This window comes from Synechococcus sp. RS9907 (genome assembly GCF_014279615.1).
Taxonomy (GTDB): Bacteria; Cyanobacteriota; Cyanobacteriia; order PCC-6307; family Cyanobiaceae; genus Parasynechococcus.
Genome location: NZ_CP047944.1, coordinates 2518034 through 2532187, shown reverse-complemented (window position 1 = coordinate 2532187; position 14154 = coordinate 2518034). Strand labels below are relative to the sequence as shown.

Genomic DNA, 14154 nt, shown 5'->3' with positions numbered 1-14154 from the left:
GCGACCCTAAGGAGACCGACCGTTGGCTGCCGTCACGGACATGACTGATCAGTGGACCCTCAACCGCCGCAATTTCGCCGGCCACTGGCAGGGCTGCGGCCATTGGTTTGAGCGGGACGGCAGCGGTCGGCTGGATCTGCAGCATCCGACCCGTTGGATCGACCCCACCACCTACGCGATTTCCTTTTCCGATGACGACCACGGGGTGTGGGATGGATCGGGTCTGGCCTTTGCCCCCGGGGGTAAGGCCACCTATCCCATCAGCCGGGCCACCTACAACGCCGGTGGAGGCTGCTGGCAGTTCCCCGGGGCGGGCGGTCAGTCCAGCCGGGGGTTGGATGCCGAGCGTCCTCGCTTCGGCCATGAGATCAACTTGTTCTGCGGTCGTTCCCGCTCGATGCTGGTGCTGCTCTGGGAACCGCTTGACGGCCGCTGGCGTTTGCAGCGTGTTGGGGCGGTGGGTTTCCGTTGCATGAACGGCACCGATCCCGAACCCGACCGTCCCGCATGCGGGACACCCGAGGCCTTGCTGGCGCAGGTGCAGGGATGGAGTGGCGAGCGGCAGATGCTCAGGCCGCAGGCGGGGGTGAACGGCCAGGCGGAGGACGCCGCTTCGCTGGTGTTCGATCCAAGCCAGCTGTTGCACAACGACTGCTCAGCGGTGATGCCCGACGGCTTGGTGTTTTCGGTGCCCAGTGAGCTCCCCAGTGCGCCCTTCAGCCTCGAGATCGGTGGCCGTCTCGGCGCTGCCCTGTTTCAGCAGATCAGCATCCATTTCGATTCAACCGGCAGGCTCATGGCCTGGGAGCGCCGCTGGTTTCAGCCTGATCCGGCTCAGAAAATCCGCTGACGGATGAGCTGGGCCCAGAGACGGGTGCCGCTTTCGAGCGGGCCGGCTTCCGCTGGCAGTTCCAGCAGCAGATCGGCCTGTTGCAGGGAACCGATCCTGGACGAGGCCTGCGAGCCATCCACCCGTGCCAGCAGCGTTCCTGCGGCGTTGGTGTCAAGGCGGGCCCGAGCCAATTCCGGCCGTCCCGGTCGGCGGGACAACGGGTCAGCGAGTTCCACCATCACCCGGGGGAATAGCTCCGGTTCGCTTTGGCCCTCCAGAACCTGCAGGGCGGGCCAGAGCAGTTGCAGGGCGGTGACCGCCGCCGCCACGGGATTGCCCGGCAGTCCGAAAAATGGCACGCTTTCGCCGATGCTGCCGAAGGCGAAGGGGCGCCCCGGGCGTAGGAACAGTTTCCAGAAGTCCACGGCACCCAGCCCCGCCACCAGGGGTCGGATCCAATCGGTGTCGCCAGCGGAGACGCCGCCGGTGCTCACCACCACGTCGCAGTCATGGGCCAGATCCAGCAGGGCCTGGCGCAGGGCGTCGGGTTGATCGGCCACCACCCGTCGCTGGGTCACCGATTGCCCCAGGGCTCGGAGCATCGTCTCCAGAAGCGTGCCGTTGCTCTCCCAGATGGCACCGGGTTGCCGCGCTGTTCCGGGTGGCACCAGCTCGTCCCCGCTGATCAGCAGCCCGATGCGGGGTTGCTGCGCAATGGTTAGCTCGGCGATGCCGCAGCCGGCGAGGCGTGCGAGATCGGCGGCACCAAGGCGCTCTCCAGCGGCCAGCAGCAGGTCCCCCGCTCGGCATTCCTCATCCTCGAGGCGAATCCAGGGACGATCCGACGCCTCTTTCACCAGCTGGAGGCTGGTGCCGTCCACGCTGATCAGCTCCTGGGGCAGCACCCAGCCGGCACCGTCCGGCAGTGGAGCGCCGGTGAGGATGCGGATCGCATCGCCGGTGGCCAGGGTTCTGTTGAAGGGCTGGCCGGCGGCGGAGCGTCCCTTCAGCTGCCAGGTGTCCCCAGGTTTGGGTTGGTGGCTCTGCCCCAGGGCGTAGCCGTCCATGATCGAAGCCCGGAATCCCGGAACGGCCGCGCTGGCCAGCACATCCGCAGCGCTCACCCGGCCGAGGGCCTGCTGCAGCGGCACTGTGTTGCTGGTTGTGATCGGCTGAAGCGCCGCAAGAACCCGTCGACGTGCCTCTTCCAGAGGTAGCCCTTCGCGTCCGTAGGGCTCAGCGTTTCCAGACACCGTTCCTCCCTCCTTCCTTGAACTCCAGCTGGATCGCCTCGATCGTCATGGCTGGATCAACCGCCTTGAGCATGTCGTAAAGGGTCAGCAGCCCCACGGACACGGCCGTCATCGCTTCCATTTCCACCCCGGTCTGGCCTGTGGTGCGGCAACGGCAGTGGACCACCAGGCCAGGCAGGGAGGCGTCGGCGTCGATCGACACATCCATGCCACTGAGTGGCAGCGGATGGCACAGGGGAATCAGCTCCCAGGTGCGTTTGGCGGCCTGGATCGCTGCCACCCGGGCGACCGCCAGAAGATCTCCTTTCGGTGTCTCGCCCCGCTGGATCAGGCCGAGGGTTGAGGCGTCCATGCGAATGGCGCCACGGGCATGGGCTTCGCGGTGGGTGGTCGGCCGGTCCCCCACGTCCACCATGTGAACCTCGCCTTGCTGGTTCAGGTGACTCAGATCTTGCGTCATTCGATCAAGCTCACAACACCGCTGCTGAGTTGGAAACAACCCACCACCAGTTTCAGCGCACCGCTGGCTTTGGCCTCAGCCAGAACGGCGCTGCGTTGAATCAAGGTGGAGGCGCTGGCGAGGGCGTTGCGCTTCACGGCGTCCTCGAGATCGCTGCTGCCGTTGATGTTCTCCCGGATGGGTTGGATCAGTCGCTCCAGGGAGGGGGTCAGCGGGTTGGTGTCCATCGCCGCCGTCACGGCTCCGCAGTCGCTGTGTCCCATCACCATCAACAGTGGCGTCTTGAGAACGCTGACGCTGTATTCAACCGAGGCAATGGCTTCGGTGAAGGCGGTGTTGCCGGCGTTGCGGATCACGAACAGTTCACCAGGGGTGGTGTCGAACACCCAGCTCGGCGACACCCGTGAATCAGAGCAGGTGAGCACGGTGGCCCAGGGATGTTGGCTGGTGGCCAACGCCCTGGGGGAGTTGAAGCAGCGCGGGTTAGCGCCCGCCGTTCTGGGTGTCGTTCCGTCGTCTTGTTTGCCCTGGCGCCAGGCCTCGGCAAATCGGCGGTTCCCCTCCATCAGGGCCTCGAGTGGATCATTCGGGCTGCAGAAGCCCTCCTCTGCTGCCTCAACGGGGCGCGCTTGGATCAGGGCGGCCAAGGCCAGACCGCCCGTTCGTTGGAGGAATTGACGGCGCTGAATCCCCATGCCGGCACCTTATGCGGGCCGGCTGGTGGGCTGTGCTGCGTGGGCAGTGCGATCAGCGCTCGCCGAAGGCAGACCAGAGGGTGGCTTCGGAGCCCACAACAGGCTCAACGGCGGGCTGGATGGCAGCAGTGGGTTGGGCTGTTGCGGCTGCGGTGGCACTGGCGATGTCGCGCTCGGCCAAGGGAGCCCAGAGAGCGGCAGGGCCGGCGATTACCGGCTCCACGCCAGCGGCACCGGCCTGAACGGAAGCCGTCTGGGTGCGTACCAGCTGCACGGCGAGGGAACCAACGATGAAGGCGCCCAGGAAACCGGCGGCCAGGGTGATCGGGCTGCGGCCGGAAGCGGACGAGATGCTGCTGGTCACGGCAGAAACTCTTTAAACAGAGCTTCAGTATGGAAAAAATTGGTGTGAACGACTACTAAACAGGTTGAATTGTGTAGCGGAATTAACAGTTTCTATGGGATCAAAGCCCTGCATGGGCTGTTGTTGGAGTGCTTCAGCCGTGACCCATCCATGGGACATTCCCAGCAGCATTCCGAGGGAGAGGGCGAAGCGCACAGACCAACATTTGTAACGGGGTAAACATCTCTGTTTCCGTGGGCTTCCGTTGTCATCATTGACACCGATCAAGGCTTTGGTTGATGTCCAGCCGCCGTAATTCCGCCTGCCATTGCTTTGCCTTTGAACAGGACTTCATCGGCAACTGGCGCTGCATCCCTCTGTGTGTGCGACGCAAATTGGATCTGTGTGGGGTGAAGTTGAAGCTCAACCACTGGCTTGAACTTTCCCAGGAGCAACGTCAAGCCCTGGTGGATTGGCCGGATGGCGCCGATGCTCTTGAGCAGCTTCGCCAACACCTGCGCGATTGCACGCGCTCCATGGCCGATGGCATGGCCAAGGATCTGCCACCGGTGAGTGGTGCCCCCTGGCAACAGCAGGCGGAGCTGCCCGCTGTGGTGCAGGAGGCGGCCACAGTGCGGGGTGTGGCGCTGACCCTGGAGCAGTGGACCCAGCTCAGTGAGCTGGATCGCTTTGCCTTGTGCAAGTTGGTTCGGCCTGGGCACGACCACCACAACCTTGAGGCAGCCTTCAGCGAAGTGCTGGTGTGAGCAGCCGGCGCAGGGCCTCCAATCGTCCTTTCTGCTGTTCAACGGGCTTCACCACCGAGACGGCGGGAGCCACGATCACCGCGCAGGCCTTGAGTTCAGGCTGCTTTGACACCGGGCAGGCCTCGTCGTGCATGAGGGTGTTGGCTTCGCAGGCTTTCTCCTGGGTGAATCCCCAGTGCATCGGCAGGAAGACCGACCCACGCCGGATGCGATCGGTGACTTTCACCGTGGCGGTGAGGTGGCCGCGGCGTGAGCTGATCGCCGCCAGTTCACCGTTGCGCAGTTTCAACTCCTGCGCGTCACCGGGGTGAATCTCCAGCAGCGGCTCGGGATGCTGTTTCATCAACCGTTCCACCTTGCCGGTGCGGGTCATCGTGTGCCACTGGCCCAGGTAGCGGCCTACCGTCAGCACCAGCGGATAGGTGTCGCAGGGGGGTTCCGCTAGTCCCAGCGGTTGATCGGTGCTGAAGCGGGCGCGTTTGTTGGGGGTGGCGAATTGACGGTCTTCGTAGAGACGTTTGGCTTCTGTGGTGGGGGTGCTGCCGCTGGGATAGGGCCATTGCTGCGGTCCTTCGCCTTCCAGCAGTTCATGGCTGAGGCCGCTCACATCGCAAAGCCTGCCCTGGGTGAGAGCTGTGAATTCGGCGTACACCTCAGCCGCTGATTCGAAGTTGAACTGCTCGCTGTAGCCCAGGCGCCGGCCCACCTCGGCAAACATCTCCCAGTCGGGACGGCTCTCGCCGAAACGACGCCGGTAGGCCGGGCAGTAGGTGACCCGCCGTTCGGAATTGGTCATGGCGCCGGCCTTCTCGCTCCACTGGGCTGCGGGCAACAGCAGGTGGGCGTAGTGGGACGTTTCCGAGTCGGCGTAGGCCTCGCTCACCACCACCAGCGGGCACTTCTGCATGGCCGACTTCACCCGGTCAAGATCCGGGAGGCTCACCAGGGGGTTGGTGGCGGCCACCCACCACAGGTCCAGCGCCTCCTGTTCCATGGCCTCGATCTGCTGCCAGGCCGCCAATCCGGGCTTGGTGTTGATTCGTCCTGCCGGCAGCTGCCAGGCCTGCTCCACTTCGGCGCGGTGTTCGGCGTTGGCCACCAGGCGGTAGCCCGGCAGCAGGTGGGCCAGGCCTCCGGCTTCGCGTCCGCCCATGGCGTTGGGTTGGCCGGTGAGGGAAAACGGGCCCGCTCCTTGCTTGCCGATCTGGCCGGTGAGCAGATGCAGATTGATCAACCCCTGCACCACGGCCGTTCCTTCACGGCGTTGGTTCACCCCCATCGACCAGAGGCTGAGCACCTTCTCGCGCCGGTGGAACAGAGCCGCCACTTCCCGAAGGCGTTTTTCGGGGATGTTGCAGAACAGGGCCACCCGTCTTGGGGTCCAGCGGGCGGCGACGTCAAAAAAGGCGTCGTAATTCTCGGTGTGGTCGTCGATGAAGGCCGGATCCTGGCCGTTTTCGCGCAGCACCAAGTGGGCAATCCCGTGCAGCAGGGCCAGGTCGCTGCCCGGTGCAATCGGCAAGTGGATATCGGCGGCTTTGGCGGTGTCGGTGCGGCGTGGATCCACCACCACGATCTTGACGCTGCCGGGGTTTTTGCGTTTCCGCTTCAGCAGCCGCTGGAACAGCACCGGGTGGCATTCGGCCGTGTTGGTGCCGATCAGAAACGCCACTGTGCAGTGGTCGAGGTCTTCATAGCTGCAGGGGGGACCATCGGAGCCCAGGCTGCGGGTGTAGCCCGCCACCGCTGAGCTCATGCACAGCCGTGAGTTGGCGTCGAAATTGTTGGTGCCCAGGGCGCCTTTGAGCAGCTTCTGGGCGAGGTAGTAATCCTCGGTGTGGAATTGACCGGAGCCGTACATGGCGATGCCATCGGCGTTGCCGCGCCGGGCCACGCTCGCCTGGATCTGGCCGGTGATTTTGTTGAGAGCGTCGTCCCAGCTGATCGGCGCGAAGTCGTCCTCAAGGGTCTGGCGGAACAGGGGTTGGCGCAGGCGGCCTGGGGCCAGGGTTTCGCCGACGGTGGCGCCCTTGATGCAGACCTGGCCAAGGCTTGAGGGGTGTTCGCGGTCGCCGCGGGCGGTCCACATCGGGTTGCCCTCGGCATCCCGTTTCACGGCCTCACCCTTCACGGCAGGAGGCAAGAGCTCCAGGCCACAACCCACGCCGCAGTAGGGGCACTGGCTGCGCACGCTGCGGGGTGAGTTGGTCATGCAGGAACCAAAAAAAGAACAAAACCCGGAGCCGAAGCTCCGGGTCGTTGTGCAGCGACAGGGTGCTGCGGAGGGAGATGGATCAGGCGGTTTCGCCTTCGTGCAGGTCTGCGAAGGACCCCTTGGGCTCCTTCAGGAAGAAGAAGCAGAAGAAGGCCACGATCAGACCGGCCACACCCAGGATCTGGAAGAAGGCGCTGTTGGAAGCCGCGATCACCTCGGGGGTGGGTTCGCCGCCGCCGCCCATCCACATCGGCAGGAGGCTGAAGATGGTCAGGTAGGTCACAGCACCAACGTTGCCGTAGGCACCAACCAGGCCGGCCACCTGGCCGGTGACGCGACGCTTAACCAGGGGCACCAGCGCGAAGGTGGCGCCTTCACCGGACTGCACGAAGAACGAAGCGAGCATGGTGATTACCACGGCAACGGCAATGCCGGTGGTGCCGGTGAAGGTGCCGGGCTTGATCATGCTCATCACCAGGTAGCCCACGCCGAGACCGGCAGTGAGGAAGCCCATGGTGTTCTTGCGGCTGCCGACGCGGTCGGAGATCAGACCGCCAGCAGGGCGGGCGACCAGGTTCACGAAAGCGAAGCAGGACGCCAGGATTCCGGCGGTGGCCTTCGGCAGATCGAAGGTGGTTTCAAAGAAGGTGGGCAGCATCGAAACCACGGCCAGTTCAGAGCCGAAGTTCACGATGTAGGTGAGCTCGAGGATCGCCACCTGGCGGAACTCGTAGCGATCTTCCTTGGGATAAACCTTGTTGCCGAGGATCAGGTCGCGGTTGGTGCGAATGATTCCCCAGGTCTGGAAGGCAAACCAGACGGCAACGGCACCGAGGGCAAGGGGGTAGGTGCTTGCGGTGAGGAAGCCCACCTTGGAAAGGCGCCAGCAGAGCACGCAAAGGATGGCTGCGAAGGGCACGTTCATGCCCAGTAGACCCCAGAAGTCGCGCATGGAAGTGACTTCCAGGCCGGCGGATTTCGCCGGGCGCTGATACGTCTTGCCGGGGGGGGTGTCGGTGACGTTGAAGAAGTAGAAGAGGCCGTAGACGGCGGAGACGATGCCGGTCAGGGCGATGGCACCGCGCCAGTTCAGAACAGCGCCGGTGGGCAGTTCGAAGCCGCCGGAGAAGGAGAGGAAGCCAGCGAGGGCCACCATGCTGAGGGCGGAGAAGGCGGAGCCGAAGTTGCCCCAGCCGCCGTAGATGCCTTCAGCCAGGCCGATTTCCTTGGGAGGGAACCACTCGGCCACCATGCGGATGCCGATCACGAAGCCGGCGCCAACGATGGAGAGCAGCAGACGGGCCACCACCAGCTGGTTGAAGTCCTGAGCGGACGCAAACAGCAGGCAGGGAATCGCCGAGAACACCAGGATCGAGGAATAGGTGATCCGGGGTCCGAATTTGTCCAGCAGCATGCCGATCAGCACGCGCGCCGGAATGGTGAGGGCCACGTTGCAGATGGCCACGGTGCGGATCTGACCAACGGTCAGACCCAGGTCCGCTTTCACGGTGGTGGCCAGAGGGGCCAGGTTGAACCAGACCACGAAGGTCAGGAAGAAGGCGATCCAGGTCAGGTGAAGGGTTCGGTACCTGCCCTGGAACGACCAAAGGTCGCCAAGCATTGAGGAGAAGAGAAGGAACCTCGGGCTTCAAAAGGAAAGGTGCCCGGGGATGGCAAAACGGTCGAAAAGAGAATCCGTTTGACCCGCGCAGTTAATCAATTCGTCGGGCCCGTGTTTGGTCGGATTGGTTACCAATTTCTGTTTTTCTGTGCCGAAGCAAACATCAACGGGGCTGATTGATCGGATCAGACGTTCTTGTGCGGCAATGATTTGGTAGCGGTTGCAACTTTTGTGGGTTGTTGGACTCCGCTGGTGCAGATTGTTGGTCGGCGATGTGAACCAAGGCTTGCGGGTTTGTGTGCTCAGTGGCGGAAGCAGCCGTCGCATGGGGCGTGACAAGGCCCTCCTGCCGCATCCCTCCGGTGGTGTCTGGCTCACGGCCCTGGTCGACCAGCTGCTGCCCCTCGGTTATCCGGTGCAGGTGTTGAGTCGTCATGCCGCCCACGCAGAGCTGCTTGCCCACCGGCCGGGATGTTCCGTGCTGCTGGAGCCCCCTCCCTGGAATGGCCCTCTGCAGGCGCTGGCCAGGCTGTTGCCGTCTCAGCCTGGGGAGGCTGTGTTGGTGCTGCCGGTGGACATGCCCCGTTTGCGCACCGCCGTTGTCCGGCAGCTGATCGCAGCCTGGAATCGTGCCCCCGATCAAGCAGCAGTGGCCCATGACGGGCAACGGTTGCAGCCGTTGCTGGCGGTGATCCCCTCCGGTTCTCCCTTCCGCTCCTGCCTTGATCAGCAACTGCAACGCGGCGAGTTGCGCTGGATGGATTGGTTGACCTGCGTTCCCCATCAGGCGGTGCGCTTGCCTCAAAAGGCGTTGGTGAATGCCAATTGCCCTGCAGATCTGGCAGCGTTGGAGGGATGAGCACGTTGTTGCCGCTCGCAGACCGCCTCAACCGGCCCATCGGGGTGTTGCGGTTGTCGCTCACGGCCCGTTGCAATCTCGCCTGTCCGTACTGCTGTCCGGATGTGGAGGAGCCCCCTGGCCTGCTGACGCTGGAGCAGCAGATGCGCGTGATTCGTGTGGCCGCGCGCCTGGGGGCACAAACGCTGCGGCTCACCGGTGGAGAGCCGTTGTTGAGCCGGCGCTTGTTGCCGTTGTTGGAGGCGGTGGCCCAGGCCCGGCGGGATCGTTCGGATCCGATCGCTGGTTTGCAGGCCGTGGCGCTCACCAGCAACGGGGTGCTGTTGTCGGAACCGATGGCGCGGGCGTTGCGTGCCGCAGGGCTGGATCGAATCACCATCAGCCTGGATGCGGCGGAAGGGGAGGCAGCGGCGCGCATGGCTGGTCTCAAGGGTGGTGCCGTGGCTGGAGACCGCCTGGTGCGCCAGGTGCAGGACGGCATCGCGGCGGCCTGCGCCGCTGGCTTTGACCCCTCATGCGGCGAGCTCAAGCTCAATGCCGTGATCCAACGGGGGATCAATGACGATCAGCTGTTGCCCTTGGCCAATTTGGCCCGGCAGCAGGGGATGGAGCTGCGTTTGATCGAATACATGGATGTGGGCAACCGCAACCAGTGGACGCTGGACCAGGTGCTGCCGGCGGCGCAGATGGTGGAGCACATTCATGCCCGTTGGCCCCTGGAGCCTTTGGGTCGCCCGCGGGGTGGGACGGCCCGGCGTTGGCACTACCGCGATGGTGCTGGAACCATCGGTGTGATTGCCTCCATCAGTGAGCCGTTCTGCGGGGATTGCAACCGCTTGCGTGTCACCGCTGATGGGCAGGCGTTCACCTGCCTGTTTTCTGCTGAAGGCACCGATCTCAAGCCCGCGCTCGCCTCAGAGCCTCAGCTTGAGCAGGCCATGCGCCAGCTCTGGCAGCGACGCCAAGACCGCTACAGCGAGGAGCGTGATCCAGCCGCTGTTGCGTCAACCCATGCGGAAATGGCGTATTTGGGGGGCTGAACCGTCGTGATCGTCACCGTTTTTGCGTGATGCCCCCGGTACAACGGGGCAGCTGAAGGATCCCTCAGGATCCATCGACATGTTTGAACTGCTGGCCTACGAGCGCTTCCGCGACACCCCGTCGGTTCGTTTTTTCGACGTCACCGTGAACACCTCGAACGCGCGCGACCTGGTGATTCACAGCGGCCCGGCCGTGTCGCCCCCCAACGATCCGGAGAGCGGAGCCTGGCAGTTCTATCTGCATCCCCATCAGGAAGACAATCTGCTTGCGGCAAGCGGCGGCAGAACCTTCTTCCTGGTGAACCTGGCCTGGGAGCAGCCGTTCCACATCGTTCGGCTCGAGAGCGGTGGTGACATCCTTCGTATCCCGCCTGGCACTTTCCACCGCTCGATCTCCGATCCCGATGGTTCCGTCGTTCTGAACCAGGCGGTTCGTGAGGAGGGCGCTTCTCTGGTGAGGGAATTCCGCGTCTACAACAGCGCCGAGATCCCGGCCTTGATGGCAGCCACCCACAGCTCGGCGCCGAAGCCCCAGTTGCATGGGGTGGAGCCGTTGCTTCAGGCGGCCTGAACCAGGTTGCGTGAGGGGGTTTCCGTTGCGGAGGCGTCCTCTCTGATCTGAATCTGCCAGTTCAGTTCACTGTTGGCTCCAGGGGGGCCGCTGAAGCTGCCGCTCACGGCCGCGGTGAGTTCCGGCTTGGAGGAGGTGGCCAGCACGACATAGCGCTCGTTGACTTCCATCCCGGCACTGGGGTCAAAGCCCCGCCAGCCCGCTCCCGGCAGGTAAACCTCCGCCCAGGCATGCAGGTCGTACTCCTTCGGGGGAGGTTGCTGCAGTTGATAGCCGCTCACAAAGCGGGCCGGAAGACCCACCACGCGGCAACAGGCCACCATCAGCATGGCCAGATCACGGCAGGAGCCGATCCGCTCCCGCAGGGTTCGGCCCGCCGGCCAGGCGGGTCCCACATGGCGTTGGGTGTATTTCACCCGCTCTTGAATCAGTTCAATCAGTTGCTTCAGAAAGGCCAGGGTCTGCTGGTTGCTGCCCATCAGGGCTTCCTGGGTGAGCTCGATGGCCGAGGGTTCGTGTTGGCCGTTGGGCAACCAGCCTTCCAGTGCCCCCTGCAGATCGCTGTTGAGTTGGCCTTGCGGGTAGGGCAGGGGTGGTTCGAGGCCGTTGAAGCAGCTCTCCAGCGGGGGTGCTGGCCGGGTCTCCACCAGGCTGCGGGCCTCAAAGACGAGTTCATCGGTGCTGCCGAGAAAGCGGAGCCGTTGGATTTCATCGCCGCTGGCGGCCACCAGTTCCCGACGTTGCTCCGGTTCCGGCAACACGCTGAGTTGATGCTCCAGCAGGGTCTGGAATCCTTGCCCCCGAGGCCTCAGACAAAGGCGATGTTCCCCGAGGAACACCGGGGCGTCATACCGATACGTCAGGCGGTGAATGATGAGAGCGCGCATGCGGGATCGGTGGGGATGGAATGGAGGTCCGCGCTGGTGAAGTAGCGGGTCTGGATCAGGTGGTGGAGTTGGTTGAGGTCTTGCTGCAGCTGATCAATGGCTTCATGCAGACCGGCTTCGATCAGGTTGTCGATCCGCACATAGCTCCACCGGGCAAGGAGCTGACCGCGCAAACAGTCGAGGTCATCCGGCGTGTCTTGGTTCGGGAGCTGCTGGATCTGTTGCAAGGTGTCGCTGATGCCCTGGAGGCAGTACCGCACCGAGCGAGGAAAGATGGGGTCCAGCAGCAAAAAGCGTGCCACCGCTGCAGGGCTGATCGCTTGTTGCACGCTGTGGCGATACATCTGATAAGCCCCCGCTGTGCGCAGCAGGGTGATCCACTGCAGTTCGTCCAGCACGCCGCCCACCTCTTCAGGGGAAGGCAGCAGCAGGAAGTATTTGACGTCGAGGATGCGGGAGGTTTTGTCGGCCCGTTCGATCAGACGACCCAGCTGACTGAACAGCCAGCTGAGATCGCGGCTCAGGGTGGTGTCGGTGATCCCGTACACGAGCTGGCAGCCGCGGCGGATGATCCGCAGTTGTTCCTGCACCGGTTCGCGCCAGATGTCTTCGTCGTCTTGAAGGCTCCAGTGCAGATCGTTGATCTGCTCCCACATCTCCGTAGTGATCACATCCCTGATCTGCCGTGCGTTCTCCCGTGCCACCGCAATGCAACTCACGATGCTGTTGGGATTGCTGCGGTCCTGCAGCAGGAAGCGCACCACCTGTTTGGGTGTGGCATCGGGGTAGGCCGTATCGAAGCGCTGGCGATCCCCCGTCACCTCCACCAGCGGCAGCCAGGGTTCGGCGCTGCCCGGAGGACAGTCCAGCGCCATCGCCTCACTCACTTCCAGAAAGCGCGAGATGTTTTCGGCCCGTTCCAGATAGCGGTTGATCCAGTAGAGCGAATCGGCAACGCGGCTCAGCACGGCACCGCCTCCTGGGGGTGCCGTGCCGCCATCCGTTGGTCGTCGACGATCCAGGTGTCCTTGCAGCCGCCGCCCTGGGACGAATTCACCACCAGGGAGCCCCGCTTGAGTGCCACGCGCGTCAGCCCCCCTGGACTCACCCAGCTGCTTGCGCCGCGCAGCACGTAGGGGCGCAGATCAACGTGGCAGGGGTAGAGCTCACCGTCACTGAGGGATGGCACGGTGGAGAGTTGCAGCGTGGGCTGCGCAATGAAGTTGCGGGGATTCGCACGGATCTTCGTGTCGAAGTCCGCCAGCTCCGATCGGCTGGCCTGGGGGCCGATCAGCATTCCGTAGCCCCCGGCTTCCGCCACCGACTTCACCACCAATTGCTCGAGGTGTTCGAGCACGTAGCGCCGGTCGTCCGGTCGGGCGCAGAGATAGGTGGGAACGTTCTCGATGATCGGCTCCTCATCGAGGTAGTAGCGGATCATCGCCGGCACGTGGGCGTAGATCAGCTTGTCGTCGGCGACGCCGGTGCCCGGGGCGTTGGCGATGGCGACCCGTCCTTGCCGCAGCACGTCGATCAGGCCCGGCACCCCCAGCATCGAGTCCTGGCGGAACACGGTGGGATCGAGAAAATCGTCGTCGATCCGGCGGTAAATCACATCCACAGGCTTGAGGCCGTTGGTGCTGCGCATCCACACGCGGCCGTCTTCGCACACCAGGTCGCGCCCTTCTACCAGTGCAATGCCCATCTGCTGGGCCAGATAGCTGTGCTCGAAATAGGCGCTGTTGAACACCCCGGGCGTCAGGATTGCCACGCGGGGGCTGTCACTCCAGGGCGCCAGGTCTTGAAGGGTGCGCAGCAGATGGGATGGATAGGCGTCGATCGGTTGAACGGCACGGCCTTCGAACAGGCCAGGGAACAACCGTTTCATCACCCGACGGTTCTCGAGGAAATAGGCCACCCCCGATGGACAGCGCAGGTTGTCTTCCAGGACACGCCAGGTGCCACTGCCATCGCGGATCAGGTCGAGCCCGGAGATGTGGCACCAGCGGTTGAGCGGCAGGCTGATGCCCTGCATCTGAGGTCGCCAGCCGGAGGAACTTTCAACGTCTTCCCGCGGGATCACTCCATCATTGAGGATCTGCTGGGGGCCATAGATGTCTGCGAGGAAGCAGTCGATGGCTTCCAGGCGTTGCAGCAGTCCCCGCTCCAGGGTGATCCAGTCGCTGCGGCTGATCAGCCGGGGCAAGGGATCGAAGGGGAGAATCCGTTCGCTGCCTTTGAGGCCGGAATCGTTGAGGCGAAAGGTGGCGCCGAGGCGACGCAGCAGTTGGCTAGCCGAGGCATGGCTGCGGTTGAGCTCGGGCAATCCCAGCTGCCCCAGTGATGTGAGCAGCGTGGCCAGATCGTCGCGCGGTCTGGCTGTTTCATTGCAGAAATATTCGTCGAAGCCGACCGTGGGTTTGTAGTCGGTGAACATTCCAATCGCGTAGGTGAATGTCATCCAAGGCGTCGCCCCAACCCCCTTCGGGTGGTGGTTGCTACACATTCCGCAATTTCAGGCGACCGGGCGCTGATCGCCTGATGTTTGGGTATCCGAAGGCACCGAAATCGAAGGCGACAGCTGGAGCTGGGACGCCTCTTTTGCTTACCT

14 protein-coding genes are annotated in these 14154 nt (G+C 63.9%); 5 read left to right on the top strand and 9 right to left on the bottom strand.

Features of this window, described 5'->3' with window-relative positions; translation table 11 throughout:
* Nucleotides 1-22: 22 nt before the first annotated feature.
* Complete coding sequence (locus SynRS9907_RS13670) at nt 23-850, top strand: hypothetical protein (RefSeq protein ID WP_255445930.1); 828 nt, start codon at nt 23-25, stop codon at nt 848-850.
* Here the strand turns inward: SynRS9907_RS13670 and SynRS9907_RS13665 are convergent.
* Genes SynRS9907_RS13665 through SynRS9907_RS13650 form a run of 4 tightly spaced genes read right to left on the bottom strand, consistent with a single transcriptional unit; the run spans nt 835 to nt 3604 of the window.
* Nucleotides 835-2085, bottom strand: coding sequence for a molybdopterin molybdotransferase MoeA (locus tag SynRS9907_RS13665; RefSeq protein WP_186593748.1), 1251 nt, complete (start codon nt 2083-2085; stop codon nt 835-837). The genes SynRS9907_RS13670 and SynRS9907_RS13665 overlap by 16 nt on opposite strands.
* Nucleotides 2069-2545: a cyclic pyranopterin monophosphate synthase MoaC gene (gene moaC / locus SynRS9907_RS13660; RefSeq protein WP_115131388.1), complete on the bottom strand. Its 477-nt coding sequence runs from the start codon at nt 2543-2545 to the stop codon at nt 2069-2071. The genes SynRS9907_RS13665 and moaC overlap by 17 nt, the downstream gene beginning before the upstream one ends.
* Nucleotides 2542-3240: a carbonic anhydrase gene (locus SynRS9907_RS13655; RefSeq protein WP_186593747.1), complete on the bottom strand. Its 699-nt coding sequence runs from the start codon at nt 3238-3240 to the stop codon at nt 2542-2544. Before SynRS9907_RS13655 ends, moaC begins: the two co-directional genes overlap by 4 nt.
* A 52-nt stretch (nt 3241-3292) precedes the next feature.
* A complete protein-coding gene (locus tag SynRS9907_RS13650; protein ID WP_186593746.1) occupies nt 3293-3604 on the bottom strand; it encodes a hypothetical protein in 312 nt (103 codons plus the stop codon).
* A 278-nt stretch (nt 3605-3882) separates the two neighbouring features.
* On the opposite strand from SynRS9907_RS13650, the gene SynRS9907_RS13645 reads away from it, so the two are divergent.
* A complete protein-coding gene (locus tag SynRS9907_RS13645; RefSeq protein ID WP_114988767.1) occupies nt 3883-4350 on the top strand; it encodes a nitrate reductase associated protein in 468 nt (155 codons plus the stop codon).
* On the opposite strand, the gene SynRS9907_RS13640 is transcribed toward SynRS9907_RS13645, so the two are convergent.
* Entirely contained in the window at nt 4331-6562 is a 2232-nt protein-coding gene (locus tag SynRS9907_RS13640) for a nitrate reductase (RefSeq protein ID WP_186593745.1), read from the bottom strand. The genes SynRS9907_RS13645 and SynRS9907_RS13640 overlap by 20 nt on opposite strands.
* Before the next feature lie 82 nt (nt 6563-6644).
* A complete protein-coding gene (locus tag SynRS9907_RS13635; protein WP_186593744.1) occupies nt 6645-8186 on the bottom strand; it encodes a NarK family nitrate/nitrite MFS transporter in 1542 nt (513 codons plus the stop codon).
* Between the two features lie 262 nt (nt 8187-8448).
* Between SynRS9907_RS13635 and SynRS9907_RS13630 the strand changes: the two genes are divergently transcribed.
* The 3 genes from SynRS9907_RS13630 to SynRS9907_RS13620 all read left to right on the top strand — a co-directional run bounded on the left by SynRS9907_RS13630 (nt 8449) and on the right by SynRS9907_RS13620 (nt 10656).
* Nucleotides 8449-9045: a molybdenum cofactor guanylyltransferase gene (locus SynRS9907_RS13630; RefSeq protein ID WP_255445929.1), complete on the top strand. Its 597-nt coding sequence runs from the start codon at nt 8449-8451 to the stop codon at nt 9043-9045.
* Nucleotides 9042-10085 (top strand): GTP 3',8-cyclase MoaA, encoded by a 1044-nt coding sequence (locus SynRS9907_RS13625; protein WP_186593743.1) that lies wholly within the window; start codon nt 9042-9044, stop codon nt 10083-10085. The genes SynRS9907_RS13630 and SynRS9907_RS13625 overlap by 4 nt, the downstream gene beginning before the upstream one ends.
* A 79-nt stretch (nt 10086-10164) precedes the next feature.
* Nucleotides 10165-10656 carry a redox protein gene (locus SynRS9907_RS13620; protein WP_114988886.1) on the top strand — a complete coding sequence of 164 codons (492 nt, stop codon included), beginning with the start codon at nt 10165-10167 and terminating at the stop codon, nt 10654-10656.
* Here the strand turns inward: SynRS9907_RS13620 and SynRS9907_RS13615 are convergent.
* Genes SynRS9907_RS13615 through SynRS9907_RS13605 form a run of 3 tightly spaced genes read right to left on the bottom strand, consistent with a single transcriptional unit; the run spans nt 10644 to nt 13980 of the window.
* The gene (locus SynRS9907_RS13615; protein WP_186593742.1) at nt 10644-11543 is read right to left on the bottom strand and encodes a transglutaminase family protein; all 900 of its coding nucleotides are present in this window, start codon (nt 11541-11543) and stop codon (nt 10644-10646) included. The two genes, SynRS9907_RS13620 and SynRS9907_RS13615, sit on opposite strands and share 13 nt — an antisense overlap.
* Entirely contained in the window at nt 11516-12511 is a 996-nt protein-coding gene (locus SynRS9907_RS13610) for an alpha-E domain-containing protein (RefSeq protein WP_186593741.1), read from the bottom strand. The genes SynRS9907_RS13615 and SynRS9907_RS13610 overlap by 28 nt, the downstream gene beginning before the upstream one ends.
* Nucleotides 12505-13980: a circularly permuted type 2 ATP-grasp protein gene (locus SynRS9907_RS13605; RefSeq protein WP_186593851.1), complete on the bottom strand. Its 1476-nt coding sequence runs from the start codon at nt 13978-13980 to the stop codon at nt 12505-12507. The genes SynRS9907_RS13610 and SynRS9907_RS13605 overlap by 7 nt, the downstream gene beginning before the upstream one ends.
* Nucleotides 13981-14154: the final 174 nt, after the last annotated feature.

What these genes read in the sequence shown, in the direction of transcription:
- moaC (WP_115131388.1), bottom strand. Translation starts at nt 2,545, where the DNA reads ATGACGCAAGATCTGAGTCACCTGAACCAGCAAGGCGAGGTTCACATG.
- SynRS9907_RS13655 (WP_186593747.1), bottom strand. Translation starts at nt 3,240, where the DNA reads ATGGGGATTCAGCGCCGTCAATTCCTCCAACGAACGGGCGGTCTGGCC.
- SynRS9907_RS13645 (WP_114988767.1), top strand. Translation starts at nt 3,883, where the DNA reads ATGTCCAGCCGCCGTAATTCCGCCTGCCATTGCTTTGCCTTTGAACAG.
- SynRS9907_RS13640 (WP_186593745.1), bottom strand. Translation starts at nt 6,562, where the DNA reads ATGACCAACTCACCCCGCAGCGTGCGCAGCCAGTGCCCCTACTGCGGC.
- SynRS9907_RS13635 (WP_186593744.1), bottom strand. Translation starts at nt 8,186, where the DNA reads ATGCTTGGCGACCTTTGGTCGTTCCAGGGCAGGTACCGAACCCTTCAC.
- SynRS9907_RS13625 (WP_186593743.1), top strand. Translation starts at nt 9,042, where the DNA reads ATGAGCACGTTGTTGCCGCTCGCAGACCGCCTCAACCGGCCCATCGGG.
- SynRS9907_RS13620 (WP_114988886.1), top strand. Translation starts at nt 10,165, where the DNA reads ATGTTTGAACTGCTGGCCTACGAGCGCTTCCGCGACACCCCGTCGGTT.
- SynRS9907_RS13615 (WP_186593742.1), bottom strand. Translation starts at nt 11,543, where the DNA reads ATGCGCGCTCTCATCATTCACCGCCTGACGTATCGGTATGACGCCCCG.
- SynRS9907_RS13605 (WP_186593851.1), bottom strand. Translation starts at nt 13,980, where the DNA reads ATGTTCACCGACTACAAACCCACGGTCGGCTTCGACGAATATTTCTGC.